This window comes from Methylobacterium sp. HJ2 (assembly GCF_056431005.1).
This window is the reverse complement of sequence record NZ_JBWJYM010000001.1, coordinates 686,499-712,184: the sequence shown is the minus strand read 5'-3', so window position 1 is coordinate 712,184 and position 25,686 is coordinate 686,499. Positions and strand designations below refer to the sequence as shown.

Annotated in this window: 16 protein-coding genes and 1 tRNA gene; 6 read left to right on the top strand and 11 right to left on the bottom strand. The window is 70.2% G+C overall.

Annotated features, from left to right (window positions below; all coding sequences use genetic code 11):
- Window positions 1-575: 575 nt before the first annotated feature.
- The 4 genes from ACS5RC_RS03320 to ACS5RC_RS03305 form a co-directional block, all read right to left on the bottom strand.
- Complete coding sequence (locus ACS5RC_RS03320; RefSeq protein ID WP_478342381.1) at window positions 576-1,298, bottom strand: ABC transporter ATP-binding protein; 723 nt, start codon at window positions 1,296-1,298, stop codon at window positions 576-578.
- Window positions 1,291-3,336 (bottom strand): branched-chain amino acid ABC transporter ATP-binding protein/permease, encoded by a 2,046-nt coding sequence (locus tag ACS5RC_RS03315; protein ID WP_478342380.1) that lies wholly within the window; start codon window positions 3,334-3,336, stop codon window positions 1,291-1,293. The genes ACS5RC_RS03320 and ACS5RC_RS03315 overlap by 8 nt, the downstream gene beginning before the upstream one ends.
- 39 nt (window positions 3,337-3,375) lie before the next feature.
- Entirely contained in the window at window positions 3,376-4,248 is an 873-nt protein-coding gene (locus ACS5RC_RS03310) for a branched-chain amino acid ABC transporter permease (RefSeq protein ID WP_478342379.1), read from the bottom strand.
- Window positions 4,249-4,469: 221 nt separating this feature from the next.
- On the bottom strand, window positions 4,470-5,681 hold the full coding sequence (locus ACS5RC_RS03305) for an ABC transporter substrate-binding protein (protein WP_478342378.1): 1,212 nt from the start codon (window positions 5,679-5,681) through the stop codon (window positions 4,470-4,472).
- Window positions 5,682-6,073: 392 nt separating this feature from the next.
- On the opposite strand from ACS5RC_RS03305, the gene ACS5RC_RS03300 reads away from it, so the two are divergent.
- From ACS5RC_RS03300 to ACS5RC_RS03290, 3 genes are read left to right on the top strand one after another with little or no spacing between them, the layout of a single operon-like run.
- The gene (locus ACS5RC_RS03300; RefSeq protein ID WP_478342377.1) at window positions 6,074-6,703 is read left to right on the top strand and encodes a TetR/AcrR family transcriptional regulator; all 630 of its coding nucleotides are present in this window, start codon (window positions 6,074-6,076) and stop codon (window positions 6,701-6,703) included.
- Window positions 6,700-7,935, top strand: a complete 1,236-nt coding sequence (locus ACS5RC_RS03295) for an efflux RND transporter periplasmic adaptor subunit (RefSeq protein WP_478342376.1) — start codon at window positions 6,700-6,702, stop codon at window positions 7,933-7,935. The genes ACS5RC_RS03300 and ACS5RC_RS03295 overlap by 4 nt, the downstream gene beginning before the upstream one ends.
- Window positions 7,936-7,970: 35 nt before the next feature.
- Complete coding sequence (locus tag ACS5RC_RS03290) at window positions 7,971-11,060, top strand: efflux RND transporter permease subunit (protein WP_478342375.1); 3,090 nt, start codon at window positions 7,971-7,973, stop codon at window positions 11,058-11,060.
- 52 nt (window positions 11,061-11,112) lie between these two features.
- Here the strand turns inward: ACS5RC_RS03290 and ACS5RC_RS03285 are convergent, their stop codons facing one another.
- The 3 genes from ACS5RC_RS03285 to ACS5RC_RS03275 all read right to left on the bottom strand — a co-directional run bounded on the left by ACS5RC_RS03285 (window position 11,113) and on the right by ACS5RC_RS03275 (window position 16,185).
- Complete coding sequence (locus tag ACS5RC_RS03285) at window positions 11,113-13,506, bottom strand: bifunctional diguanylate cyclase/phosphodiesterase (protein ID WP_478342374.1); 2,394 nt, start codon at window positions 13,504-13,506, stop codon at window positions 11,113-11,115.
- Between the two features lie 271 nt (window positions 13,507-13,777).
- Window positions 13,778-14,854 carry a tartrate dehydrogenase gene (locus ACS5RC_RS03280; protein WP_478342373.1) on the bottom strand — a complete coding sequence of 359 codons (1,077 nt, stop codon included), beginning with the start codon at window positions 14,852-14,854 and terminating at the stop codon, window positions 13,778-13,780.
- A 29-nt stretch (window positions 14,855-14,883) separates the two neighbouring features.
- Window positions 14,884-16,185, bottom strand: a complete 1,302-nt coding sequence (locus ACS5RC_RS03275; RefSeq protein ID WP_478342372.1) for an MFS transporter — start codon at window positions 16,183-16,185, stop codon at window positions 14,884-14,886.
- Between the two features lie 148 nt (window positions 16,186-16,333).
- Here ACS5RC_RS03275 and ACS5RC_RS03270 point away from each other — a divergent pair, with 148 nt between their 5' ends.
- The 3 genes from ACS5RC_RS03270 (at window position 16,334) to ACS5RC_RS03260 (ending at window position 20,233) form a co-directional block, all read left to right on the top strand.
- Entirely contained in the window at window positions 16,334-17,050 is a 717-nt protein-coding gene (locus ACS5RC_RS03270; protein ID WP_478342371.1) for a GntR family transcriptional regulator, read from the top strand.
- A gap of 229 nt (window positions 17,051-17,279) precedes the next feature.
- Window positions 17,280-17,353 (top strand) — tRNA-Gln (locus ACS5RC_RS03265).
- A 567-nt stretch (window positions 17,354-17,920) separates the two neighbouring features.
- Window positions 17,921-20,233 carry a CHASE domain-containing protein gene (locus tag ACS5RC_RS03260; RefSeq protein ID WP_478342370.1) on the top strand — a complete coding sequence of 771 codons (2,313 nt, stop codon included), beginning with the start codon at window positions 17,921-17,923 and terminating at the stop codon, window positions 20,231-20,233.
- A gap of 346 nt (window positions 20,234-20,579) precedes the next feature.
- Here the strand turns inward: ACS5RC_RS03260 and ACS5RC_RS03255 are convergent, their stop codons facing one another.
- From ACS5RC_RS03255 to ACS5RC_RS03240, 4 genes are all read right to left on the bottom strand, one after another.
- Window positions 20,580-21,362 carry an SDR family NAD(P)-dependent oxidoreductase gene (locus ACS5RC_RS03255; RefSeq protein ID WP_478342369.1) on the bottom strand — a complete coding sequence of 261 codons (783 nt, stop codon included), beginning with the start codon at window positions 21,360-21,362 and terminating at the stop codon, window positions 20,580-20,582.
- Between the two features lie 221 nt (window positions 21,363-21,583).
- On the bottom strand, window positions 21,584-21,964 hold the full coding sequence (locus ACS5RC_RS03250) for a nuclear transport factor 2 family protein (RefSeq protein WP_478342368.1): 381 nt from the start codon (window positions 21,962-21,964) through the stop codon (window positions 21,584-21,586).
- A gap of 434 nt (window positions 21,965-22,398) precedes the next feature.
- Window positions 22,399-24,375: a PAS domain S-box protein gene (locus tag ACS5RC_RS03245; RefSeq protein ID WP_478342367.1), complete on the bottom strand. Its 1,977-nt coding sequence runs from the start codon at window positions 24,373-24,375 to the stop codon at window positions 22,399-22,401.
- A 203-nt stretch (window positions 24,376-24,578) separates the two neighbouring features.
- The gene (locus ACS5RC_RS03240; protein ID WP_478342366.1) at window positions 24,579-25,574 is read right to left on the bottom strand and encodes a zinc-dependent alcohol dehydrogenase family protein; all 996 of its coding nucleotides are present in this window, start codon (window positions 25,572-25,574) and stop codon (window positions 24,579-24,581) included.
- Window positions 25,575-25,686: the final 112 nt, after the last annotated feature.

Genomic DNA, 25,686 nt, shown 5'->3' with positions numbered 1-25,686 from the left:
CGCCGTAGCTAGCGCTTGGTCGTCCGGCGAGTAGGCCGCCGCCGGTGCCGGTTGACGGGCCCTGGTCTCGCCGGGCGTCCGCGGAGCGGGCGGAAGCTCCGCCCGATCCGGCGGGATGGCGTGCGGTCTCGCCGGCCGAGTCCGGGGCTGTGCGCCGTCGTCCACCCGCTCGAAACGTCCGCCGGCGATGCGCAAGCGCTGGACGTCGCCATTGCGATTGCCGCGGCGGCCCGTGTCGCGCAGCCGCCCGACGCTCCGGACCGCGGCACGACGCCGGGGGCCTTCCCCCGGAACGGGACCGCGCAAAGTGGCCGCATCCTCCGGGGTGGGGCTGTCGCCGGGAGGCCTGCGCCGACCCGTCACGGCGTCGGGCCCGTCCGCGGCCTGCACGGCTCGCGACGGGGATCGATCGGGCGCCTTCCGGCTTCAGCTCCCGAACGAAACAATCGTGCAGGCTGTAGGGGGGGCGCCAACACGCTCAAGCGCGTCTTCGCCAGGCCCGAGGAGGCGCCGCGCTGCTGCTCGCTACGACCTGCTGCGCGGCGTTGGCCGGTGCATGCGGTCCGCGCCCCCGCTCAGTGGCTTCCGCCGAGATAGGCCGCGCGGACCGCCGGGTCGTTGCGCAGCTGTTGCGCCGGGCCCTGGAAGCGAATGCGGCCGTTCTCCAGCACGTAGGCGTGGTCGGCGACGCCGAGCGCCGCCATCGCGAACTGTTCCACGAGGAGCATCGTCACCTGCTCGGCCTTGAGCTGACGGATGATCCGGAACACCTCCTCGACGAGCTTCGGGGCGAGGCCCATCGAGGGCTCGTCGAGCAGGAGGATCTCGGGCCGCAGCATCAGGGCCCGGCCCATCGCGAGCATCTGCTGCTCCCCGCCCGAGAGCGTGCCGGCGAGCTGCAAGCGCCGCTCCTTCAAGCGGGGGAACAGCTCGAAGGCCCTGTCCCTGTCGGCCGCGACATCGCCCTTGGGGCGCGAGCCGGTGAGCCGCGGAAAGGCGCCGAGGGTCAGGTTGTCCTCGACCGACAGCGTCGGGAACACGCGGCGGCCCTCCGGCGAATGGGCGAGGCCGAACCGGGCGACGTCGTAGCTCTCGAGGCCGCCGATCTCGCGGCCGTTCAGGCGGATCGACCCGGCCCGCGGCCGGATCATGCCGGAGAGCGCCCGCATCGTCGTGGTCTTGCCGGCCCCGTTCGAGCCGATGAGCGCCACGACCTGCCCCTTCGGGACCGCGAAATCGAGGCCGTGCAGCACCTCGATCTGTCCGTAGCCGGCGGACAGACCCTGGACCTCAAGCATGGGTCACCTCCTCGTCGGCGACCGGGCTGCCGAGATAGGCCTCGACCACCTTGGGATCCTGCTGCACGTCGCGGGCGCTGCCCTCGGCGATCTTGTTCCCGAAATCGAGGACGCTCACCCGGTCGCACAGGCCCATCACCACGTCCATGTGATGCTCGATCAGGATCACGGTGATGCCCGCATCCCGGATCTTGCGGATGATCGTGATCAGCTCGGAGATGTCCGGGGCGGTCAGGCCCGCGGCGGGCTCGTCGAGGAGCAGCAGGACCGGATCGAGGGCGAGCGCGCGGCCGATCTCGAGGAGGCGCTGCTTGCCGTAGGGAAGGTTCCGCGCCTCGACCTGCGCCAGAGACCCGAGCCCGACGAAATCGAGGATCGCCATGGCGCGGGCGCGCTGCTCGCGCTCCTCCCGGGCGCGACGCGGGGTGCCGAGGATCGCGTCGAACAGGTTGCCGCGGAAGCTGTGGTGGAGGCCGACCAGCACGTTCTCCAGCGCCGTCATCTCGCGGAAGAGCTGCACGTTCTGGAAGGTGCGCGCGACGCCCGAGGCCGCGATCTCGGCGGGCGTGCGCCCGTCGAGGCGCTTGGTCTCGCCCGCCCGGGCCAGGGTGACGGCCCCGTCGGTCGGCCTGTAGATGCCGGTGAGCACGTTCATCATCGTGCTCTTGCCCGATCCGTTCGGGCCGATCAGCCCGTGGATCGTCCCGGGCCGCACCGCGAGATCGACCCCGGCGAGCGCCTTCAGGCCGCCGAACTGCATCAGCACCTTCTCGACGGAGAGCAGGGGATCGGCGCCGGTGCCGCCGCTCTGGGCGCTCAGGGCCGCGCCCTCCGCGTGCAGGGCCTTGCCGGCCGCGGTGTGGACGGGGCGCAGGGCCGGGATCTTCTCGCGCACGAACCCGACGATGCCGTCGGGCAGGTAATACACCACGAACAGGATCAGCAGCCCGAATACCGTCAGGCGGAAGTCGGTGACCGATTGCAGGGCCAGGGTCGCGGGGAAGAAGGCGAGGCAGAGCCCGACCGGCACGAGCAGCGCGAACCGGTCCGGCCGGCGGCGCAGGAAGGCGAGTCCGCCCACGACGAGCGCGGCGAGCGCGATGAGGCCGGCCATGATGCGCACGAGTTCGATATCGGCCAGCACGTTGGGCATCATCACGATGATCGCCGAGCCGATGATCGGGCCCGCCCGCGACTTGCGCCCTCCCATCGTCACCGCGAGCAGGAACAGCACGGTCAACTCGAAGCCGTAGGAGTTGGGCGCCACGTAGCGCTCCGACCACGCGAACAGCGCGCCGGCGAGACCCGCGAGGGCCGCCGAGATCACGAAGGCGTAGACCTTGTAGCGGTAGACGCTGACGCCCATGCAGTCGCAGGCGATGGGCGAGTCGCGCAGGGCCTCGAAGGCGCGGCCGAAGGGCGAGCGCACGACCCGGTTGACCACCAGGATGGTGGCGAGCAGCGCGACGCAGACGAGATAGTAGAACTCGAGCTTGCGCCCGGCCGCACCCCAGGGGGCCTGGAGGCCCAGCAGCGAGAAGTCGAGCACGCGGACCGGCGGCAGGGTGATGCCCAGCGGCCCGTTGGTCAGCGGCGTCAGCTCGTTGATGAAGATCTGCACGATGGTGCCGAAGGCGAGCGTCACCATCGCGAGGTAAGGGCCGGTGACCCGCAGGGCCGGGACGGCGAGCAGGATGCCGAAGGCCGAGGTGACGCCGATCCCGGCGAGGATCCCCCACCAGATCCCGAGCTTGAAGTGCAGGAACAGCACGGCTGCCGCGTAGGCGCCGACGCCGAACAGGCCGGCATGGCCGAGGCTGACCTGCCCGGTATAGCCGACGACGATGTCGAGCCCGAGGATCAGGATCGCGTAGATCGCGATCACGATCATCAGGTGGATGTAGTACGAGCTCGTGACCACGTGCGGGAAGGCGGCCAGGAAGACCACCAGCAGCAGCGTGCCGGCCAAGCCGGCATGGCGGGCGAGGCTCGGGGCCGAGGCGGGCGCCGGGGCGGCGGGGGCGAGGGTCTGGGCCATGGCGTCAGGCTGCCGTGAGGGTGTTGCTTGCGGGCACGCTCAGACCTTCTTGATGACCGACTTGCCGAACAGGCCGACGGGCCGGATCGAGAGCACGACGAGGAGCAGGATCAGGCCCGGCACGTCCTTGTAGCCGGTCGAGATGTAGAAGCCGGTGAGCGTCTCCGCGATGCCGAGGATCAGGCCGCCCACGATCACGCCGAGGCCGGATTCGAGGCCGCCGATGATCGCCACCGCGAACGCCTTGAGCGCGAGGACCGAGCCCATCGTGGCGCCGGTCAGCGTCACCGGGGCGACGAGCACTCCCGCGAAGGCCGCCGTCATGGCGCTGATCGAGTAGGACAGCGTGATCACCCGCTGGGTGTTGATGCCCATCAGGCCGGCCGCGTCGATGTCGTTGGAGGTGGCGACCACCGCCTTTCCCCAGATCGACTTGCGGTTGAAGATCTCGACGGCGAGCATCATCAGGAGGGCGCCCGCGACGATGAGCAGCTCCATCGGCAGGATCCGGATGCCGCCGACCTGGATCGCCTGCTCGGGCAGCGGCGAGGGAAACTTCAGGTCGTCGCGGCCCCAGATGTTCTCCGCGACGTTCTTGAAGATGATGCCCAGCGCGATGGTGGCCATGATCCACCCGTACTCGGATTTGATCTTCACGGCCGGGCGTACGCCGAGCCGCTCGACGACGGCGCCGAGCGCGAACCCGAACACGAGAACGAGCGGAATCATCAGCCAGTAGCCGATGAACGGCACGAGGGTCAGGCCGAACAGAGCCCCGAGCGCGAGGGCCTCGCCCTGGCCGAAGTTCAGCGTCTTCGACGTGGCGAAGGTGAGCTGGTAGCCGAACGCGATCGCCGCGTAGATCATGCCGACCGCGATGCCGGACGCGATGAGCTGGAGCAGGATGGCCATGGGAGCGCCGTGGGAGGAGTAAGCGTGGCCCGGCGGTGGATCCGCCGAGCCGGTGGGTCCGGTGTGCGGCGGCCTCGCGGCGGCCGGAACCCGGAACGTCGGACGCGCGTCCGCCGAAGGCATTCGCCCGGGCAGGCACGCGAGACCGGACCCTGCGCGGGTGCCGTCGCGCGGGCCTCAGGCCGATCCCGGGCCAGCCCGGGATCGGCTTCGGCGAGACCTCAGTTCGAGGTCTTCTCCTTCACGCGCACGACGCCGGCGTTCTTGGCGTCCTCGGACTTGGCGTAGACGATCTTGCCGTCCTGCACCTTGCCGAACACGACCATGTTGCGCGAGATCGCGTTGTGGTCCTTGGCCGAGAACGGCTTGTCGTAGGTGGTGACCACGCCCTCGACCTTGGTGTTTAGATTCTCCAGGGCGGCGCGGATCTTCGGCCCGTCGGTGCCGCCGGCCTGCTTGATCGCGGCGGCGAGCAGGTAGATCGAGTCGTAGCCCTGGGCGCCGGCGACCGGGGTCGGAATCTTCGTGACGCCGTAGGTCTTGTAGTAGTTCTCCAGGAAGGCCTTGCGCTTGGGCAGGGTCTGATCCTCGATGAAGGTCTGAGGCATGATCACGCCGTTGCCGTTCGGGCCGGCGATATCGATGAAGCTCTGCATCGACGAGGGCCAGCTCGTGATCATCGGCACCTTCCAGCCGAGCTTGGACATGCCGTTGGCGATCTGCGCGAGCTCCGGCCCGATGCCGTAGGCGAGGATGACCTCGGCGCCGGCCTGCTGCGCCTTGAGCAGCTGGGCCGTCATGTCGACGTCCTTGATGTTGAACTTCTCGACCGCGACGGGTTTCACGTTCTTCGTGGCGAGGTACTTCTCGATGTCCTCGCGCCCGAGCTGGCCGTAATTCGTCGAGTCGGCCAGGATGGCGATCTTCTTGTGACCTTGGCCGAGGGCCTCGTCGACCATCAGGCCGGCCTGGAGGACGTCGTAGGCGGAATTCCGGAAGACGTAGTTCGCGTCGTAATCCGGCTCCTTGAACTGGTTGGTGATGATCGTCCCGGTGGCGACGTTGTTGAAGACCGGGATCTCGGCTTCCTGGTAGAAGCGCTGCGCGGCGAGCGCGACACCGGTGTTGATGAAGCCGACGCTGGCGACGACCTTCTCCTTGTTGATGAGTTCCTGCGCGACCTGGGCGCCGACCTCGTTCTTGGCCTCGTCGTCGCGCTCGATCAGCTGGATCGGACGGCCGAGGACGCCGCCGGCCTTGTTGATCTCGTCGGCGGCGAGCTTGGCGCCGTCGCGCATGGAGACGCCCATCGAGGAGGATCCGCCGGTGAACGGGCCGCTCAGACCGATCTTGATCGGATCGGCGGCTCTCGCTGGGGTGAGCGCGACAGCGCACAACAGCGCGGCGGCGGCCGCGCGTACCATGATGGTCATCGTTTCCTCTCCGGATCGGTCCGCTCGCGCGGCGTGCCCTTCGTTGTGGCACTCTGAATGCATCATTCATGGAGACGGCAGAGACCGTCAAGCTGTTGCCGATGCGAAGCGGCGACAATGAACACCGATCGTCGAGGGGCCAGGACCGGTGTCGTGACAGTCCAGTGCCGCCTTCTCCCGCCGGGCATCCGCAAGCTGGATTAAACCCGGCCCCTTGCCGTGTCCGAACGACTGGAAAAGACCGTCCGGCAAGCCGTGACCCTGCGACGCGTCCCGACGCCGAACCGGTTGAATGAACGTTCATTGACCTGTGAATGAACGTTCAATAGGGTGTGGACACACCGGTTCCGGCCGCGCCGCGGGCCGTCCATTCGGATGAAGCGAGATACCGCATGCACGCACCGGTCGGCAGGCTCGTCGAGATGCGGGGGGCTTCGGCTCTGCGGCGGGAGCAGATCCTGGAGGCGGCGCGCGCCTGCTTCGTGCGCAACGGCTTCCACCGCACGACGATGCAGGATCTCGCGCGCGAGGCCGGGATGAGCCCGGGCAACATCTACCATTACTTCGAGTCGAAGGAGGCGGTGGTGCTCGGCCTCGCCGCGCAGGAGCGGGCGGACGCGGCGACGCTCGTCGGCGCCTGCGAATCCGGGGGCGACCGCCGCGCCGCCCTGATCGCGATCATCGACCGCTACTACCTGGCGACCAGCCACGAGACGGCGGTGCTGCGGGTCGATCTCTGGTCGGAGGCGACGCGCAATCCCGACATCGCCGCCCTGATCGAGCACACCGAGGCGGAGGCCCGCGCGTGGTTCGTCGAGACCCTGACCGCGCTCGGCATCGCGCCGGGCCGCGACCCGGCCGAGCTGTTCACCACGATCAACGCCCTGATGAAGGGCGCCCTCGTGCTCCGCGCGCTGCTGCCCGGCCACGATATCGCCCCGGCGGCGGCCCACCTTCACACGCTCCTCGATTCGGGCGCGGACGCCCGACCCGCCGCCGAACACGCGGAACCGCACCGATGACCTCGATCCTCAAGGCCCTCGCCCCGGCCGTCCTGCGGACCGGGCTGGCGCTCGGCCTCGGGCTGTCGGCGGCCTCGTCGGCCTTGGCGGCCGACGGCCCGGCCCCCCGTACGCCCGCCGCCCCGACCGTCAGCGTGGTCGCGGCCGCGACGCGCGAGATCACCGAGAGCGTGATCGTGACCGGCACCCTGGTGCCGCGCGACGAGATCCTGGTGACGCCCGAGATCGAGGGCTACCGCATCACCGAGGTCCTGGCCGAGGAGGGCATGCGGGTCATGCGCGGCCAGGTCCTGGCGCGCCTGTCGCGCGACCTGATCGACCGGCAGCTCGCGCAGCAGAACGCCCTGGTGGACAAGGCGACCGCCGCGGTGCCGCAGGCCCAGAGCACGATCGAGCAGGCCGAGGCCGGCGAGACCGAGGCGCGCCTCGCCTACGACCGGGCCAAGCAGCTGATCCAGAGCGGGAACGCCACGGCCGTGGTGATGGAGGGCCGCACCGCCGCCCTGCGGCAGGCCGAGGGCAAGCTCGCCTTCGCCCGCAACGGCCTCGTCATCGCCAAGGCCGATCTCGCCCAGGCCCGGGCCGTGCGCGACGAGCTGGAGCTGCGCCTCGCCCGCACTGAGATTCGCGCGCCCGAGGACGGCATCGTCAACCGGCGCAGCGCCCGGGTCGGCATGGCCGCGACCTCGGCCTCCGAGCCGCTGTTCCGGCTGATCGCCCGCGGCGAGATCGAGCTGGAGGGCGAGGTCATCGAGACCAAGCTGCCGCTCCTGCGCGAGGGCGCGCCGGCCTGGATTGAGATCGGCGCCGGCGAGCGCATCCGCGGCCGCGTGCGCGCGGTCTACCCCGAGGTCGACCGCGCCACCCGGCTCGGCAAGGTCCGGGTGCGCCTCGACCCCGATCCCCGCCTGCGCATCGGCACCTTCGCGCGCGGCGCCGTCGAACTCGCCCGCACGCGCGGCGTGACCGTGCCGCAGGCCTCCGTGCTCTACGGCGGCGCCAGCCGCAGCAGCGTGCTGGTGGTGGTCAACGACGCGGTGGAGGCCCGTCCGGTCCGCACCGGCCTCTCGGACGACGACGACGTCGAGATCCGCGCCGGCCTCGCGGAAGGCGAGCGCGTGGTCGCCCGGGCCGGCAGCTTCCTGCGCGACGGCGACCGCGTCCACCCGGTCCTCGCCGCCCCGGCCGCGCCGCCGGCCGCCCGCGTCACCGCGGATGCCGAGGGGCCCTGACCGGGCCCCTCCCCCCTCCTCCAGCGGATCCCCCGATGCGCCTCAACGTCTCCGCCTGGGCGATCCGCAAGCCGATCGCGCCCCTCGTCCTCTTCCTCGTGCTGATCGTGCTGGGCCTCGTCAGCTTCCGCAGCCTCGCGGTCACGCGGATGCCGAATATCGACGTGCCGATCGTCTCGGTGGCGATCACCCAGGCCGGCGCGGCGCCCTCCGAGCTGCAGACCCAGGTGACGAAGTGGGTCGAGGACTCGATTGCGGGCGTGCGCGGCGTCAAGCACATCACCTCGGCGATCACCGAGGGCTCCTCCGTCACCACGGTCGAGTTCCGGCTCGAGGTGAACACAGACCGCGCCGTCAACGACGTGAAGGACGCGGTCTCGAAGATCCGCATCAACCTGCCCCGCACCATCGACGAGCCGGTGATCAGCCGCGTCGAGATCGCCGGCCTGCCGATCCTCGTCTACGGCGTGACCTCCCCCGCGATGACGCCCGCCGACCTCTCGTGGTTGGTCGAGGACAAGGTCGCGCGCACGCTCCAGGGCGTGAAGGGCGTCGGCGGCGTCGAGCGCGTCGGCGGCGTGGCCCGCGAGATCCGGGTCACGCTCCAGCCCGACCGCCTGCTCGCCCTCGGCATCACAGCGGCGGACGTGAACCGGCAGCTGCGCCTCACCTCCGCCGACATGGCGGGCGGCCGCGGCGAGGTGGGCGGGCGCGAGCAATCGATCCGCACGCTGGCGGGCTCGCGCAGCGTGCGCGACCTGAAGGCGACCTCCATCGTGCTGCCGGCCGGCCGCAAGGTCCGGCTCGACGATCTCGCCACCGTCGAGGATTCGATCGAGGAGCCGCGCACCTTCGCGCGCTTCAACGGCGAGCCGGTGGTCGCCTTCACGGTCTCGCGCGGCACGGGCGCCAGCGACGCCGAGGTGGCGGCGGCGGTGCAGACCCGCATCGCCACCTTCCGGGAGGCCTATCCCGACATCCAGTTCGAGCTGATCGATTCCTCGGTCCAGGCGACGATCGGCAGCTACGAATCGGCGATGCACACCCTGATCGAGGGCGCGGCGCTCGCCGTCCTCGTGGTGTTCCTGTTCCTGCGCGACTGGCGCGCCACCCTGATCTCGGCCGTGGCCCTGCCGCTCTCGGTCTTTCCGACCTTCTGGGCGATGGACGCGATGGGCTTCACCCTGAACGGGATCAGCCTGCTCGCCATCACCCTCGTCACCGGCATCCTGGTCGACGACGCCATCGTGGAGATCGAGAACATCGTCCGGCACATCCGGCTCGGCAAATCCCCCTACCGCGCGGCGATCGAGGGCGCCGACGAGATCGGGCTCGCGGTCATCGCCATCACGGCGACGCTCATCGCGGTGTTCGCGCCGGTCTCCTTCATGGGCGGCATCGCCGGGCGCTACTTCATGCAGTTCGGCCTGACCATCGCGGTCTCGGTCTTCATGTCGCTGCTCGTCGCCCGGCTGATCACCCCGATGCTCGCCGCCTACTTCCTGCGCGAGCACGGCCATCACGAGGAGCGCGAGGGGCCGGTGATGCGGGCCTACACCCGCCTCGTGGCGTGGTCGGTCCGCCACCGCTGGATCACCCTCGTGGTCGGTCTCGCGCTGTTTGCCGGCTCGATCGCCTCGACCGGCCTGCTGCCCTCGGGCTTCCTGCCCAAGCAGGACAACGCCCGGACCCTGTTCATGCTCGAACTCGCCCCCGGGGCGAAGCTCGCCGACACGGTGGCCCTGTCCGACCGGGCCGTCGCGCGCATCCGCGCCCTGCCCGAGGTCGTCTCCGTCTTCGTCGACGGCGGCCGGCAGGTCGGCGGCAAGAAGGAGACGCGGCTCGCGACCCTCACGATCAACCTGACGCCGAAGAACCGGCGGACGCGCAAGCAGGCGGCGATCGAGACCGAGATCGCCGCCCTGCTGGCCCAGGAGCCCGACATCCGCTCCTGGACCCTGCGCGACAGCGGCCAGCGCGACCTCGCCCTCGTGGTGGGCGGCCCGGACGTCGACGTGGTGACCGAGGTGGCGGCCCGCCTGCAGCGCGACATGGCGGCGATCCCGCACCTCGTCTCGGTGATGTCGACGGCGCCGCTCAATCGCACGGAGGTGCGCATCCGCCCCAAGCCCGGCGCGGCGGCCGATCTCGGCGTCACCACCGACGCCATCGCCGAGACGGTCCGCGTCGGCACGATCGGCGACATCGGCCTGAACCTCGCCAAGTTCAACGCCAAGGACCGCCAGATCCCGATCCGGGTGCAGCTGCCGGACAGCGCCCGCGGGGCGATCTCGCGCCTGGAGAACCTGAAGGTGCCGGCCAAGAACGGCGCGGCGGTGCCGCTCGCGGCGGTGGCCGACATCGAGCTCGGCCAGGGCCCGGGGGCGATCGAGCGCTACGACCGCGTGGTGCGCGTGGCCGTCGAGGGCAACATGGAGGGCTCCGACGCCCTCGGCGGGCTGATCGCCGAGGCGCTGAAGACGCCCACCGCGCGCAACCTGCCGCCGGGCGTCACCATCAGCCAGACCGGCGACGCCGAGATCATGGGCGAGGTCTTCTCGGGCTTCCTCATGGCGATGGGCGCCGGCATCATGATGGTCTACGCCGTGCTGGTGCTGCTGTTCGGCTCCTTCCTGCAGCCGCTCACCATCCTGTTCTCGCTGCCGCTCTCGATCGGCGGCGCGATCCTCGGACTCCTGATCCTCAACATGCCGATCTCGATGCCGGTGGTGATCGGCATCCTGATGCTGATGGGGCTGGTGACGAAGAACGCCATCATGCTGGTCGACTTCGCCGTCGAGGAGATGCGTGCGGGCGTCGACCGGGTGACCGCGATCGTCGATGCCGGCCGCAAGCGCGCGCGGCCGATCGTGATGACGACCATCGCCATGGCGGCCGGCATGGTGCCCTCGGCGATGGCGCTCGGCATCGGCGGCGAGTTCCGCGCGCCGATGGCGGTCGCGGTGATCTCCGGTCTCCTCGTCTCGACGATGCTGTCCCTGGTCTTCGTGCCGGCGGTGTTCCTGCTGGTGGACAGCCTGGGCGCGCTGTTCGGCCGGCTGCTCGGGCGCTTCGTCGGCGCGCGGGACGAGGCCCCCCTCGACGCGGGCGCGCATCGGGCCTGACGCCCGCAGGCGGGCCCCGGCGCCGATCCCGCCGGCCTCGCGGGCCCGCTCCTCACGCCACCCGCGCGGCGCGCCGGAGATCCGGATCGGCCCCGCGCGTGTGGTGGGCGAACTCGCCGATCGGCGCCGGCCGGCCGATCAGGTACCCTTGCGCCGATTCGCAGCCCTCGTCGGCGAGGAAGCGCAGCTCGCCCTCGGTCTCGACGCCCTCGGCCAGGACCGGCAGGCCCAGCCCGCGGCCGAGGCCGAGCACGGAGCGGACGATCGCCGCCGTCTGGGCGTTCGTGTCGACGGCGCGGATGAACGACCCGTCGATCTTGATCTTGTCGAAGGGGTAGGCCCGCAGGTTCGACAGCGAGGAGTAGCCCGTCCCGAAATCGTCCATCGCGATTCGCACGCCGAGCGCCTTGAGCTTGCGCAGGGTCGCTTGCGCCCGGGCGGGATCGCGGATCAGCGCCGTCTCGGTGATCTCGATCTCCAGCCGCTCGGGGCAGAGGCCGGTCTCGAACAGCACCTCCTGGACGCACGGCACGAAGTGGGGCGCGTGGATCTGCACGGCCGACACGTTGACCGCGACCATCAGCGGGTTGGGCCAGCTCGTGGCCTCCCGGCAGGCCTCGCGCAGCACCCATTCGCCGATCGGCAGGATGGCGCCCGTGTCCTCGGCGATCGGGACGAACAGGGCGGGCGAGACGGGCCCGCGCACGGGATGGCGCCAGCGCAGCAGCACCTCGAACCCCGTGACCGCGCCGGTCCGGACCTCGATCTGGGGCTGGTAGGCGAGATGCATCTCGCCCCGCGCGACGGCGTCGCGCATGTCGTGCTCGATCAGACGCCGCTCCCGCATCTTCGTCCCCATCGCCGCCTCGAAGGAGCGGACGGTGGCTCCGCCCTCCGCCTTGGCGCGGTAGAGCGCCATGTCGGCGCAGTTCAGGAGCGGCGCGCTCTCGGCGGCGTCGTCGGGATAGAGCGCGATGCCGAGGCTGGCGGCGATCGGCCCGCCCGCGCCGTCGGCGCCGCCGTCGCGCAGCGCCTCCAGGATGCGCTCGGCCAGCCGCCCCGGCGCGACGGCGGTCTCGCACGGCATCAGGACCGCGAACTCGTCGCCCCCGAGCCGGGCGATCATCTCGGCCTCGTCGAGGAGGCCGGTCACGACCTGCGCGACCCTGACCAGCATCGCGTCGCCGGCCTCGTGCCCGAAATGGTCGTTGACCTCCTTGAACCGGTCGAGATCCATGCAGAGGACGGCGAGCTTCCGACCGGTCGCGTCCGCGCGCTCGAGCTCCCGGTTCAGCCGCTCGGCGAAACGTGCGCGGTTCGCGACCCGGGTCAGGGGATCGTGATGGGCCAGGAACGCGATCTGCCCCTCGGCGCGGCGGCGCGCGCGCAGGTCGCGCACGGCGACCGCGTAGTGCGGCTGGAGCCCGTAGGTGACGGGCCGCACGATCAGCTCGACCGGGATGGTGCCGTCGGCAGCCCCGGCCAGCTCCGCCTCGACCGATCGATCCGGGTGCCCGACCCCCGCGCGGCGGGTGGCCGCCTCCGGCAGGAAGCGCGACAGCGCAACCCCCGCAAGGTCATCCGGGGTGCGGCCGACGAGCCGGGCGAAGCTCTCGTTGGCCGTCACGATCAGGTCGCCCCGGCACACCAGCAGGCCCTCGACGGCCGCGTTGGCGAGGCTGTGCAGCCGCTCGCGCTCCAGCGCGGCCTGACGCCGGTTCCGGATGTCGAGCGCGAGCGCGGCGCAGGCGAGGAGCAGGATCGTCAGGCTCGCCACCGCCACCGCGACCGCGAGCCAGCGCGCGGGCAGCGCCTCCGCCGAGACGGCGATGGCGGGATCGGGCACGATCGTCACCGCGCCCATCGCGGTGAAGTGGTGGCCGCAGATCGCCGCCAGCAGGAGGAGGCTCCCGGCGAAGCGGCCGACGGGGCTGCGGCCGCGATCGGCCAGCGCGGCGGGCAGAGCGGCCGCGCCGAGGAGCGTGCCGAGGGCGACGGAGGCCGCCACGAGACCGGGATCCCAGTGGATGCGCCCCGGCACCTCGAAGGCGGCCATGCCGGTGTAGTGCATGGCCACGATGCCGCCGCCGAGCACGAGCCCGCCCAGGGCGGGCGCCAGGGGAAAGGCCCGTGCTCGGGCGAGGGCGAGGCCGGCTCCGGTCAGGGCGATCGGATAGACCAGCGAGAGGCCGGTCAGGCCGAGATCGTACCCGCTCGGCAGGCCCGGTTCGAAGGCCAGCATGGCGACGAAATGCGTCGCCCAGATTCCGGAGCCGCCCGCGACGGCCGCGATCGAGAGCCAGACCCGGCGCGGTCGCCGGGTGGCCTCGTCGGCGTGCCGGAGCAGTTCGATGCAGGTGACCGCCGCGAGGCTGCAGATGGCCGCCGCAAGGCAGACCAGCCACGGATCGTGCCCTCCCGTATAGCAACCGATCACCTTGAGCATGGCACGCCGAAGCTGGATTCACGGGGCGTCCGCAGCCCTGACAGGCGCGCTACCGCTCCAGCATCGTGGCGCCAAACTCCTAATCCATGGTGTATCGGGGTAGTTTCCGCGTCAAACAGAAGACGCGATCACTATTCCAACGGCCGTGGAAGTACACGCTCCAGTTTAAAATCTCATCCATACTGCCATAAGGTTGCAGATCGGGCGCGGCGGCGTCAGGGGCCTGCCGCGCCGCGCCCGAGAGCATCCGATGTCTGGCGCGCGCGCCGCGTCAGGCGTTGTCGCCCCGGATGGCGGCGATGACCGCGTCCGTGACCATGCGGGTGGTGGCGCTGCCCCCGAGATCGGGCGTGTGCAGGCTCGGATCGGCCGTGACGCGCTCCACCGCCCGCATCAGGCGCTCGGCCGCCGGCGCCTCGCCGAGATGCTCCAGCATCTGGCAGGCCGTCCAGAAGGTGGCGATCGGGTTGGCGATGCCCTGTCCGGTGATGTCGAAGGCCGAGCCGTGGATCGGCTCGAACATCGACGGGTAGGTGCGCTCGGGGTTGATGTTCGCCGTCGGCGCGATGCCGAGCGACCCGGCGAGGGCGGCGGCGAGATCCGACAGGATGTCGGCGTGGAGATTGGTGGCCACGATGGTGTCGAGGGTCTGCGGCTTCATCGTCATGCGCATCGTCATGGCGTCGACCAGCATCTTGTCCCAGGTCACGTCGGGGAAGTCGCGGGCGACCTCGGCGGCGATCTCGTCCCACATCACCATGGCGTGGCGCTGGGCGTTCGACTTCGTCACCACGGTGAGGAGCTTGCGCGGGCGCGACTGCGCCAGCCGGAAGGCGTAGCGGATGATACGGTCGACGCCCGAGCGCGTCATCATCGAGACGTCGGTGGCGACCTCGTTCGGGTGGCCCTGATGCACCCGGCCGCCGACGCCCGCATACTCGCCCTCGGAATTCTCGCGCACGATCACCCAGTCGAGTTCCGGGCCCGATACGTGGCGGAGCGGACTGGTGATGCCGGGCAGGATGCGGGTCGGGCGGACGTTGGCGTACTGGTCGAAGGGCTGGCAGATGGCCAGACGCAGGCCCCAGAGGGTGATATGGTCCGGCACGTCCGGGGCGCCGACCGCGCCGAAGAAGATCGCGTCGTGGTTGCGGATCTGGTCGCGCCCGTCGGCCGGCATCATCACGCCGTGCCGCTTGTAATAGTCCGAGCCCCAGTCGAAGTGATCGAACCGGAAGCGGAACGAGCCGGCCTTCTCGGCCAGGACATCGAGCACCTCGATGCCGGCGGCGATGACCTCGATGCCGATGCCGTCGGCGGGGATGGCGGCGATGGTGTAGGTCTTCATGGCGAATGTCCTTCGAGACGGGGTCGCGGTCAGGGCGCGGCGGTAGCGCGGGCGAGTGCGGTGCGCCGTCCGGAGCGGGCGACGAGGAGGGTGACGAGGGCGGAGAGGACGAGGAGCGCCGCCACGAAGATCAGGCCGCCGGCGAAGCTGCCCGTCCGGTCCTTGATCCATCCGATCGCCCAGGGGCCGACGAAGCCGCCGAGATTCCCGATCGCGTTGATGGTGGCGATGCCCACCGCCGCGGCCGAGCCGGACAGGAACATCGTCGGCATGGCCCAGAGCGGAGGCTTGGCCGCGCTGATCCCGATATTGACGAGGCTGAGCGCGGCGACCACGGCGGCCACGGAGGCGGCGCCGCCCGCCAGCATCAGCCCGGCGGCGGCGACGATACAGGCGACGAACACGTGCCAGGTGCGCTCGCCGGTCCGGTCGGAATGGCGGGCCCACAGGACCATGGCGATTACCGCGAGGGTCGGCGGCACGGCGTTGAGCAGGCCCACCGCCATCGTGGACAGGCCGAAGCCCTTGATGATCTGCGGCGCCCAGATCCCCAGCGTGTAGAGACCGGCCGAGGTGCCGAAATAGACGAGCGCCAGGGCGAGCACCCGCGGATCGGCGAGCCCGCTCAGGAGGCCGTGCCGGGCGGCCGGCTGCGTGAGCGCGGACTCGGCGTTCATCTCCGCGACGAGCCAGCCGCGCTGCGCGTCGGACAGCCACCGCGCCGCCTCCGGCCGGTCCGTCATGTAGACCAGCACGATCCCGCCGAGCACGACGGCCGGGGCGGCCTCGAGGATGAACATCCACTGCCAGCCGTGCAGCCCCAGGATGCCGTCCATCGCGAGGAGCGCGCTGGACAAGGGCGAGCCGAGCATGACCGAGACCGGAGCCGCCGCCATGAACAGCGACACGACGCCGGCGCGATAGCGGGCCGGAAACCAGTAGCTCAGGTAGAGGATGATGCCGGGGAAGAAGCCGGCTTCCGCCGCGCCGAGCAGGAAGCGCATGACGTAGAAGCTCATCTCGCCCGTGATGAAGGCGAAACCGCCCGAGATCAGGCCCCAGCTGATCATCACCCGGGCGATCCACAAGCGCGCGCCGACCTTGTGCAGGATGATGTTCGAGGGCACCTCGAACAGGAAATAGCCGAAGAAGAACACCCCGGCTCCGAACCCGAAGACGGAGGCGGAGAAGCCGAGATCCTTGTTCATCGTCAGGGCCGCGAAGCCGATATTCACGCGGTCGATGAAGGCGATGAAGTAGAGCAGGCAGATGAAGGGAACCAATCGCCATGCGACCCGGCGCATGGTGGTTCGCTCGAGCGCGGCGTCCATCCTGTCCTCCCGGAGTTCCGGCACGCGTCGGTCTGTGTGCGCCAACTTGCATGCAAGATGGCGTAAATTGATCGCCATCCGGACGGCCTGTCAAGCCCGTATTGAACCTTGCATGGAAGGTGCTAGGACGGGCGACGCGGAGGGTGCGATGGCTCGGGGACGATCTGCGGCGGAGCGGCGGGACAGCCCGGAGGCGGAGCGGCGGCCCTCGCTCGTCGACGATGCCTACGCGGCCCTCAAGCTCGCGATCCAGGATTCGACCTTCGCGCCGGGCTACCAAGCCTCGGAGCAGGAGATCGCCCTGCGGTTCGGGATGAGCCGGACCCCGGTCCACGAGGCGGTGATCCGCCTGCAGGAGGATGGCCTCGTCCGGGTTCTGCCGCGCCGCGGCGTCCTGATCTGCGCCCTCGCGCCCGAGGACATGCGCGAGATCTACGACGTCATCATCGCGATCGAGGCGCGCGCGGCCGAGCTGCTGGCGGCCCTGCCGGAGGCGGAGCGGGGATCGATCGCCGCCGAACTCGCCGACCACACCGAGGTCATGGCCGAGGCTTGGCAGGCGCGCGACCTTCCGGCCTGGGGACAGGCGGATGCCGGCTTCCACCGGCTGCTGGTGGAGCGCGCGGGCAACGGGCGCATGAGCCGGATCATCCAGACCATCAACGACCAGTCTCACCGCGCCCGGATGCTGACCCTGAAGCTCCGGCGCGAGCTCGGCGCGTCGGTGATCGAGCATCGCGCCATCGTCGAGGCGATCCGCCTCGGGGATGCGGCGCAGGCCCAGGCCCAGGCCCACCATCACCGCCTGCGGGCCCGCGACGAGCTCCTGCCGCTTCTCGAGAGCTTCGGGCTGAAGCACCTCTGACACCGGCCGGACCGACCTGCGGCGGAACACGGCCTTCAGGCTCCGAGGGCCCTCCCCTCTCGGCCCTCGCCCGCTACCCCGACGGACGGCAGGATCGCCAGTCCCCCGGGAGCCGGTTGACCTCCACGAGCAATGCCCTTAAGGGGAGGTCGCTCCGGTGAGCGAGCTCTCAGCGCCGCGAACGGAATGCCGAACAGCACTTGGAACGACGTGTTTCCAAAGCTCTCGGTGGGGGATAGTTTAACGGTAGAACGGTGGACTCTGACTCCTCTAGTCCTGGTTCGAATCCAGGTCCCCCAGCCACCTATTTCAACCCGCTAGGTTAGAACCGGGCGGGTTTTTTATTGCCCGGCCCCTGCCCTTCCGGCTTGCACCGCGCCCCCTTATTCGACGACGGGTTTCGCTCAGCCGTCGGTCGCTCTCTACACCGCGGATCGAACAGGTCATGCGGTCCGCAGGATCGGTCGCCGGTCAGGCGATCCACGGGAGGGCGAGGATTGAGCGGGAGCGCATCGCAGGCTTCGCCCATCGTGGACAGGTGATGGCGGCCGGATTGCTTGCGGCCGCGGGTCCGGGGCGACAGGCGTGCACCGGCTTCCGGCTGGCCGACCAAGCCGCCAGCGCCCTCACCCGGCATCCGGGATCGCATCGCCTCCGACAGACTTCCGCCAAGCCGGGCGGATCCTCGCCTCGGGAACGGACGGCCGTCCCTCGCCACCGCGCTGCGTGGCGGGCCGTGACCCGGCGCCCGCGCGGCCGTCCACGATCGTGGTCCGGCTCGCCAATCCGCCCGGATGACGCCACCATGGGCGCCCATGCCACCGCCGCCCGGTCCGACGGGCTGCCCTCCTTCGTCCGGTCTCTCTTCCAGTGCACCAGCGTTCCCCCTCGCAGAGCCGTGCCGCCCATCCGCCCCATACCGCACCCGGCGCGGCGCGCTGGATACCGTCCGCCGTCGTCGCCGCGGGATTGCTCGCGACGGGATTGGGCACCGCCCTGACCTGGCGAGCGGCGGAGCTGCGCGAAGGACTGACCTTCCAGCACGCCACAGAGATCGAGCTGCGCACGCTGGAGGACCAGTTCCGCACCTACACAGCCCTCCTGCGCGGCGGAGCCGGGCTGTTTGCAGCGAGCAAGGACACGGTCACCCTGGCCGAGTTCCGGGCCTACGTGCAACGGATCGAGTTCCAGACCCAATATCCCGGCTTCCTCGGCATCGGCTTCACCCCGACCATGGCGGCCTCCGAACGGGAGCGCTTCGCCGCGCGCGCGGAGGCCCTGGGCGTCGCCGGCTTCCACGTGCGCCCGCCGACGGACAATCCGCTGATCAGTCCGATCCTGTTCGCCGAGCCGCCGAACCCGCGCAACCAGGCCGCGATCGGCTACGACGTGATGTCCGACCCCGTTCGCCGCGACATGGTCGAGCGCGCGCGCGACACCGGCCTGCCGGCCGCCTCGGCGCGCATCCAGCTCGTGCAGGAGATCGACGCGAACAAGCAGGCCGGCTTCCTCGTCGCCATGCCGGTCTATAGCGGCGGCGCCGTTCCGCCCGACCTCTCCGAGCGGCGCCGGCGCTTCCTGGGCTTCGTCTTCGGCGCGTTCCGGGCCGACGACCTGTTCGACAGCTTCGTGGCGGCCGAGGTCCAGGAGGATGCCGCCTTCGCGGTCTACGACGGCGCGCCGAGCGCGGAGACCTTGCTGCACCGGTCCGCGCGGACGGCGTCCGCCTCGCCGGGCCGCCTGACGCGGAAGGCGACCCTCGAGCTCGGCGGTCGCACCTGGACCGTCCTGTTCGAGCAACGGGTCTCCCCGGACCGCATGTCGGCACTCCCGGAGGTCTGGCTCGTCGGCGGCGGGGGGCTTCTGGCGACCGCCCTGCTCGGCTTCGCCGCGCTGCGCCAACGCCGCACGCAGCGTGAGATCGGACGTCTCAACGCCTCGCTGGAAGCCCGGGTCGCGGAACGGACGCGGGACCTGCAGGACGCGACCGATCGCCTGCGCCGCGCCGGCGAGGAAGGCGCCCGCATGGAAGAGGCGTTGCGCCAATCGCAGAAGATGGAGGCGGTGGGCCAGCTTACCGGCGGATTGGCCCACGACTTCAACAACCTCCTGGCGGGCATCTCGGGTTCGCTGGAGCTGATCGAGTCCCGCATCGGCCAGGGCCGGTTCACGGAGATCGGCAAGTACATCGCCGCCGCCCAGGGGGCCTCGAGACGCGCCGCCGCGCTCACCCACCGCCTGCTCGCCTTCTCGCGCCGTCAGACGCTGGCGCCCAAGGCGGTCGACGTGAACAGGCTGGTGGACGGAATGCTCGACCTGATCCAGCGCACGGTGGGGCCGAGCGTGGAGGTGCGCCACATCGGTGCGGAGGGCCTCTGGCCCGCGCTGGCGGACCCGTCCCAGCTCGAGAACGCGCTTCTGAACCTCTGCATCAACGCGCGGGACGCGATGCCGGGCGGCGGCCGGATCACCATCCAGACCGACAACCGCTGGATCGAGCGCCCCCAGGCCGCGGCGCAGGACATGCCGGAGGGGCAGTACCTCTCGCTGTGCGTGAGCGACACCGGCATCGGCATGCCGCCCGAGATCGTCGCCCGGGCCTTCGACCCCTTCTTCACCACCAAGCCCCTGGGCCAGGGCACCGGGCTCGGCCTCTCGATGATCTACGGCTTCGCCAAGCAGTCGGGCGGGCAGGTGCGGATCAATTCCGCGGTGGGGGCGGGCACGACGGTGTGCATCTACCTGCCGCGGCACCGGGGCGAGGCGGACGCGGACGGCCTCCACCTGGACAAGCGTCCGATGGCCCCCGCCGGGGCGGGCGAGACCGTGCTGATCGTGGACGACGAGCCGACCGTGCGCATGCTGGTGACCGACGTGCTCAGCGACCTCGGCTACACGGCGATCGAGGCCGCGGACAGCGCGGGCGGGCTGAGGCTCCTGCAATCGGAGGCCCGCATCGACCTGCTGGTGACGGATGTCGGCCTGCCCGGCGGGATGAACGGCCGCCAGATGGCAGACGCGGCGCGGGTGGGCCGGCCCGACCTGAAGGTGCTGTTCATCACCGGCTTCGCGGAGACGGCCCTCGTCGGCAACGGCGAACTCGAACCCGGCATGGCGATCCTGACCAAGCCCTTCGCGGTCGATGCCTTGGCCGCGCGCATCCGCGAGATGATCGCGCGCTGAGCGTCGCAGGTCCAACGCGTCTCGGCGTCCGTCATGGACGCCGCGAGCCGCCGAAGGACAAAGTGTAGAGCAAAGAATGACAGCGCTGCGACGTCGTCGCAGGCGCGCTGATCAGCGCCCGTCTGGGCAATCAGGCCAAAGCGCAGGTTGCAGCCTGCTCATAGACAATAGTCCAGGTGTTCCTTGCTCCGTGTCTCCTTCGGCGGATCCTGGCTCGCAGGAGCGTCGGCACCGACCCGCCCTAGGAGAACGAAGCGTTCTCGCCGGACGATTCTCGTGACGACGCCGGCGACGCCGATCGGCCGATTCAGGCCTGCGCCGCCCTTCGATTATCGGCTTCGGCGGTTCAATCCCGCCTTTCGCGACGCAGCGTGCTCAGACCGATGCCCGTCGCCTCGAACCCTCCGTCGACGGCGAGCTCCTGCCCGGTCACGTAGGATGCGCCGTCGGAGCAGAGATAGACGATGGCGTTCGCAAGCTCCGTCTCCAGGCCGTAGCGCCCGAGCGGCACGGCGTCGTGGTAATCCGCCCGGATCTCGGCGCTGTGGACCGCCTTGGCCATGGCGGTGTCGACCGGACCCGGGGCGACCGCGTTCACGCGGATCCCGAATTGCGCCAACTCGACAGCTTGCTGCTTGGTGAGATGGGCGAGCGCGGCCTTGCTGGTCCCGTAGGCCGTCCGCAACGTCGAGGCGCGCAGGCCGGAGATCGACGTGATGTTCACGATCGCGCCGCCCCGCCGCGCCAGGAGCGGAATTGCCGCCTGGGTACAGAGGAATGGTCCCGACAGATTGACGGCGAGCACCCGCGACCAATCCGCGAAGGTCGTCTCCGTCAGCGGCTTGAAGACCGCAATGCCGGCATTGTTAATCAGGGCGTCCAGGCGTCCGAACCGGTCCGTGATCGTTGCCACCGCCGAGGCCACCGCGTGCGGGTCCGAGACGTCCGCCGTCACGGCGAGAACACGCTCGGACCGGTCGAGCCGTGCGGCGGCCGCCTCGACGGCAGTGCCGTCGATGTCGAGGAGGGCCACACGCCATCCGTCCGCGAGAAAGCGTTCCGCCGTGGCGAGACCGATGCCGCGTGCCGCCCCGGTCACCAGGGCGGTCCGATCCTCATCGTGACTCACGAGACATCTCCGTCGAGCGGTGGCCGCACAGTGCGGCAGCAGGCTTCCCGGCCCGTTGACCGGGCCGGTATTTTGAACCGGGCCAGTTGCGAGGCTACTGCATGGTCGCGGCCAAGGGTAGCCGAACGGCCGGATCCGGGTAGCCGACGGGTGCAGGCGGCCGATCCAGACGGCGGACCCTTGCCGCTCGGCAGGTCCCGCAGCCCGTCCGAAGCGCGAAGTCAGCCCATTGGCTCAACCCATTGCGAACGTGAGTCTCCCGGGGCGAATGGATCGCCGAAATATTGCGTTTCTCGAACGACTTGCCCGTCCCGGAACTCCATGATGCTCACCGTATAGGACGGCTTTCCGTCATACGTGAGCAGGTACTCCGTCACCCACAGATCACCAGAGCCGACAATCCGTCGCACGGCAAACCGTTTCCTGTTGGGTTGCGCCGTACGAGATGCCTGGATGTTGCGCCGCCCGGTGATGCGCTCGCCGGATTGAGGATATTCAAGCACGGCGTCGTCACGATAGATCCGGTGCTCTGCCTCGAAATCGTCAGCATCGGAGGCGGCCCAATGCAGGTCGAGAGCGTCTTTGATCGCCTGATCGCTCATGGAAGCCTCCCCTCGTCGTTCTCAGCTTGCCTCGCGCATCAAGCGACCGACTCTCGAAGCCCGTGCCGTCGGCTTCGGGACCACAGATGGTGCTCGTGATCCGCACCGGCACGTCGGTCGGCCGCTCGATCCGCGCGTCGGGCACGTCCTGCACGGCGACGTCGCGGGGGCCGTTATAGACGACGGCTCGCATCGCGCTCTCCTGACCTGAAGCTGTCTGCCAGGCGAGCGGAGTCCATGCTGTCGGTCGTCACCCTATCCGGTTGAGGCCCAGGGTGTTCCTCTGTGGGCAATGTGGACCTCTTCCGGGGATGCACCGCCCACCGGCACCAGCCGACACGGGTTGGATCGAGGAGGTCCGGATCTCGGCAGCGGCCGGGGCCGGCCGAGTGGCCGAAAGCGGCCCCTATCCCGTTCACGCGCCGGGCTTCGACCTAGTGGCCGTCGTGCGGGGTGGGACGCACGTCAGCGGCGGTCGCGATGAGAACGGCCTCGGGCAGCGTACGGGCACCGAGCGCTTCCATGACGCGGGCACGGTGGATCTCCACGGTGCGCGGGCTCAAGCCCAGCGTCCGGGCGATGGTCTTGTTGGTCCCGCCCGCAAGCAAACCCTCCAGCACCTCGCGCTCGCGCCCGGACAGCGCTCCGATCCGGTTGCGGGCGTCGTCGCCCCCGCGCACGCGATCCGCTTCGGCGTGGAGTTCGGCGAGCGCTGTTCTCACCGCGAACAGCAGAGCCTCCGGCGTCCAGGGGGCTTCAAGGTAATCGACCGCACCCGCCTTCATCACGCGGACCCCGAAGCCGACATCGGTCCCGCTCACGCCGATCGCCACGACGGGCAGATGCGTGCGTGCCGCCTTCAACTCGCTCACGACAGAGAGGCCGCCGGCATCGCCCAGGCTGAGGACGACGCAGCCCGGTATCAGCGAACCCGCCATCTTGAGGAAGGCCTGATCGCTCGCGAAAGCCTGCGCCTGGTACCCGGCGGCCTGCAGCGTGCCGACGAGCCCACACCGGGCGTCATCCCCGGCCGCGACCACGTAGGCGCGCAGGCCCGTGTCGCCGGTGACGTCCTGCGCGATCCCACCCGCAGACCGGATCCGCCCGTCGAGGCCGGGGATCGGGAAGAAGGTATCGCGGATGCGGCGCACCGCGTGGTCCGAGGCGCGCTGGATGCGGTACTCCAGCACGAGTGTCTCGCCACAGCCGACGCGCGCGATCGCCTGCGCGGCGGCGTCGCGGTCCTCGGGGTGAACGTTCAGGAGCCAGCTCGCGATATCCGGCATGTCTTCGGGAGGCATACCCCAGACATGCGTGAAAGCCGGGCTGAGGTAGTCGAGTCCGCCGCTCTCCAGATCGGCGAGCCAGAGCACGTTGGCCGAATGCTCGGCGAAGCGCCGGAAGCGCTCCTCGCTCTCGCGCAGGGCCGCCTCGGCCTGATGGCGTTCGGTGACGTCGATCGAGACCGCAAGGCCACCGACGATGGCACCCGTCCCATCGCGAAGGGCGCTGACGACGTTGCGCACCCACACGGCCGCACCCTCCGGACGCAGGTAGCGCTTCTCGATGGTGAAGGATGCGCCGTCTGTCATGGCGCGCTGGTAGAGGGGTTCGTTGAACGCCCAGTCGTCCGGATGGGTCAGCTCCTGCACGGTGCGGCCGAGCAGATCATCGCGCGTCCGCCCCAGTATCTCGCAGTAGCGATCGTTGACGAAGCTGATCCGATGGGCGGTATCGATGATGACGATGCCGGCCTCGGCTTGCTCGGCCACGGCCCGGAAGCGCTCCTCGCTCGCGCGCAGCGCCACCTCCGCGATGCGCCGTTCGATCAGGTCCGCGGCGTGCCAATGCTGCGCGATGATGATCGCCGCGGTTTGGGTCAGGGCGGTGGCGAAGTCGTGATCGCGGGGCGTGGGCTCACGGGGCTCGCGGAAGTACACGGCGAAGGTGCCGACGACCCGCCCCGTTGCGGTTTGTGTCGGGAACGACCAGACGGCCCGGAATCCGTGCTCTTCGGCCAACCAGAGCCAGGGCTGCCAGCGTGGGTCCGTCCGCACGTCGACGGTGATGACCGGCTGGCCGGTGAAGACCGCCAGACCGCACGCGAGCGAGTCCGGCCCGATCGTGATGCCGCTCACGACGGCCAGGGCATAGGGCTCGGGCATGCCGATGACGTGCTGCAGCCCGGTGCCGCCCGGATCGGTCAGGTAGAAGGCGGCGCGAAGGTCGCCGCCGGACGGGGAGCAGGCCGTGTCCACGAGGATGCCCAGGGACTCGGCCAGCGGCGCGCCGTTGATGGCGGTCTGAAAGGCTTCCTTCTGGGCGGAAAGCCACACCGTATGCTCGACCAGACTGCCGAATGCGTGGGCGCCATCCGGGCCTTGTGACGCGGTGTCCGATAGATGGCCCATGATCTTTCACGGCATGTCGAGCGGCCAATGATGTGTGCCGAGGGGCGGCGCGCATGCGATCTGCGGACGCTCCGCCGAAGAACCTGTTCCTTAGTCCCTCTTGAGAAGACCAACTATAACCTGGGACACGATCGCCTTGCGACGGCCGACATCGGGCCGCGGGCGTTCGCCATCCTCGGCCGCGCCCGTCGAGGACCGTGATGTCAGGGCGAGACGGTGACGACGATCTTCCCGAACTGTGCGTTCGATTCCATGTAGGCATGCGCGTCGACGATCGCGTCGAGCGGGAAAGTCTTCGCGATCGTCGGCTTGAGGCTCCCGCTGGCCAGTCCATCGTCGATGAAGGCCGAGGCGCGGGCCAGTCGTTCCGGGTCCCGGATGAACTCGAACAGGGTGTAGCCCCGCAGCGTGAGAGCCTTCTGCATCGCTGCGATGACCGGGAACGGGGTGGGTGCGCTCGACAGGGCGCCGTAGACGAGGAGGACGCCGCGGTGGCTCATCGCCTGGGCGAGCGTCTCGACCTCGGGCCCCGCCACCGGGTCGAACACCAGGCGCGCGCCCTTGCCTCCGGTCGCGCGGCTGACCTCGGCGACGAGGTTCTGCTCGGACGTGACGACAACCTGCGCGGCGCCGGCCTCTGCCAGCGCCGCCGCCTTGGAACGCGTCCGGGTCGTCGCGATCGGGATCGCGCCGACGCTCCGCGCGATCTGGATCGCCGCGAGACCGACGCTCGAGGACGCCGCCGGAATGATGACCGCGTCGCCCCGGCCGAGATGACCGATATCGATGAGCGCACCCCAGGCCGTGAGGTAGGCCATCCAGACCGCCGCCGCCTCGATCGCCGAGAGGCCGGCCGGGCGCTGGACGACGCCGTAGTCCGGCACGAGGGCCGTGTCGGCGTAGACGCCGTAATCGTTCATGGAAAAGGCCGGAATGACACTGACGGCATCGCCCGGCGCGAAGCCGTCGACGCCCTCGCCCAGGGCCTCGATCGTCGCGGAGGCTTCGTAGCCGAGGCGCGCGGGCAGGCGCGGCGCTTCGAGATAGGCGCCCGACCGGAACATCGCCTCGGCGCGGTTGAGACCGATCGCCTCGATGCGGACGCGCATCTCGCCGCGCTGCGGTTCACCGACCGCGAGATCGTCGACCTGCAGCACCTCCGGTCCACCGGTGCGATGAAATCTGACCACGCGCGCCATTGCGACGTCTCCTTCGGTGGTTGCGTCCCGCGCGCGCGGACGCAGAGCGGCGTCCGCCGGCACCTCAGCGGCCGGTCGCTGACGGATCTTCCGGGCAAGCCCTGCTGAAAAC